The 1426-nt window shown below is 67.6% G+C and carries 3 protein-coding genes; all 3 read left to right on the top strand.

Going from position 1 to position 1426, the window contains the following annotated elements:
* Positions 1-472, top strand: a 472-nt coding sequence (locus tag AC1DT2_RS23310; RefSeq protein ID WP_477299052.1) for a ParB/RepB/Spo0J family partition protein, incomplete at its 5' end; no start/stop codon positions are given.
* Positions 473-496: 24 nt separating this feature from the next.
* Positions 497-1030, top strand: coding sequence for a sigma-70 family RNA polymerase sigma factor (locus AC1DT2_RS23305; protein WP_159890234.1), 534 nt, complete (start codon positions 497-499; stop codon positions 1028-1030).
* Positions 1027-1426, top strand: a 400-nt coding sequence (locus AC1DT2_RS23300; protein ID WP_477299051.1) for a DUF3379 family protein, incomplete at its 3' end; no start/stop codon positions are given. The genes AC1DT2_RS23305 and AC1DT2_RS23300, both read left to right, overlap by 4 nt.

Below are 1426 nucleotides of genomic sequence, written 5' to 3'. Positions count from 1 at the left end.
GCTCGAGGAAGCCCAGGCCCTGCAGCGCCTGATCGACGAATTCGACCTCACGCACCAGCAGGCAGCCGATGCCGTCGGCCGTTCGCGCGCCGCCGTGTCGAACCTGCTGCGCCTGATCGACCTGCCGGCGTCGATCAAGACGCTGCTGGACGAGAGCAAGCTGGAAATGGGCCACGCGCGCGCGCTTCTCACCCTTCCGCACAGCATCGCCGAACCGCTGGCGCTGGAAGCTGCGCGCCACGGCTGGACCGTGCGCGAACTGGAAGAGGCCGCACGCAAGGCGCAGCTGGCGCCGAAGGGCAAGGCCAAGGCCAACCCGGCCGACCCGAACATCGCCAATCTGGAGCGGGAGTTGGCGGAGCGTTTCGCCACGCGCGTCGAACTGGCGCACGGTCGCGGCGGCAAGGGCAAGCTCGTCATCCATTACCACAGCCTCGACGAGCTCGACGGCATCCTGTCCAAGGTCCGCTGAGCGCGGATCTGAAAGGAAATGGCCATGCCTCCGGTCCATAAGGACGTGAACCCGAAGCAGCGCCAATACGAAGCGATGGTGCGCGCCCTGTCGGCCGACCTTTACCGGTTCGCCTTCTGGCTGTCGCGCAACGAGTCCGTGGCCCAGGACCTGGTCCAGGAGACTTTCCTGCGCGCGTGGAAAAACCTCGACTCGCTGCGCGACGCCGAATCCGCGAAGCCCTGGCTGATCACCATTTTGCGCCGCGAACACGCGCGCCTTTACGAACGAAAGCGCTTCGACACCGTGGAACTGGACGACACCGTGCCCGAAGAGGCCGCCTTTGCCAGCCCGGAGCGCAGTGGCGATGCCGCCCAGGTGCGCGACGCCATGCTCAAGTTGCCCGACAAATACCGCGAGCCCCTGGCCATGCAGGTGCTCGGTGGCATGAGTTGCGACGAGATCGCCGCCGCCACCGATCAACAGCCTGGCGCGGTGATGACCCAGTTGTTCCGCGCACGTCAGCGTCTCAAGGACCTGCTCGGCGGACGCGCCGCGGCTGAAGGAGGCCGGAAATGAACTGCCTCGAATTCCGCCGCCGCATCGGCGCCGAGCCGCGCTCGCGCGCTCCCGAACTGATCGCCCATCGCGACAGCTGCAAGGACGGCTGTGCCGCGTTCTGGCAGCGCGCACAGCGTTTCGACGACGATCTCGAAGCCGCGCTGGCCATTCCCCTCCCCGAAGGTCTCGTCGACCGGATCCTGCTCGCCCAGGCCACGGGCGAGCGTCGCCGCCAGGTGGGCATGCGTCGTGCCTGGCTGGCCATGGCGGCCTCGGTCGCCATCGCCTTCGCCGGGGTGGGCCTGATGTGGCGTCAGAATGATCTCAACTCGCTACCCGCCCTCGCCGTGGCGCACATGCCCGGCGAGATGGATGCGCTGAGCCTGACCGAGCCCATGACCGACGCCCAGGTCT

It is taken from the genome of Luteibacter sp. P4_E6 (assembly GCF_056401535.1).
The sequence above is the reverse complement of the archived record's forward strand: the minus strand, read 5'-3'. Positions and strand labels throughout refer to the sequence as shown.

Excerpts from the sequence above, each read along its gene's own strand:
- AC1DT2_RS23305 (WP_159890234.1), top strand. The coding sequence starts at position 497 with ATGCCTCCGGTCCATAAGGACGTGAACCCGAAGCAGCGCCAATACGAA.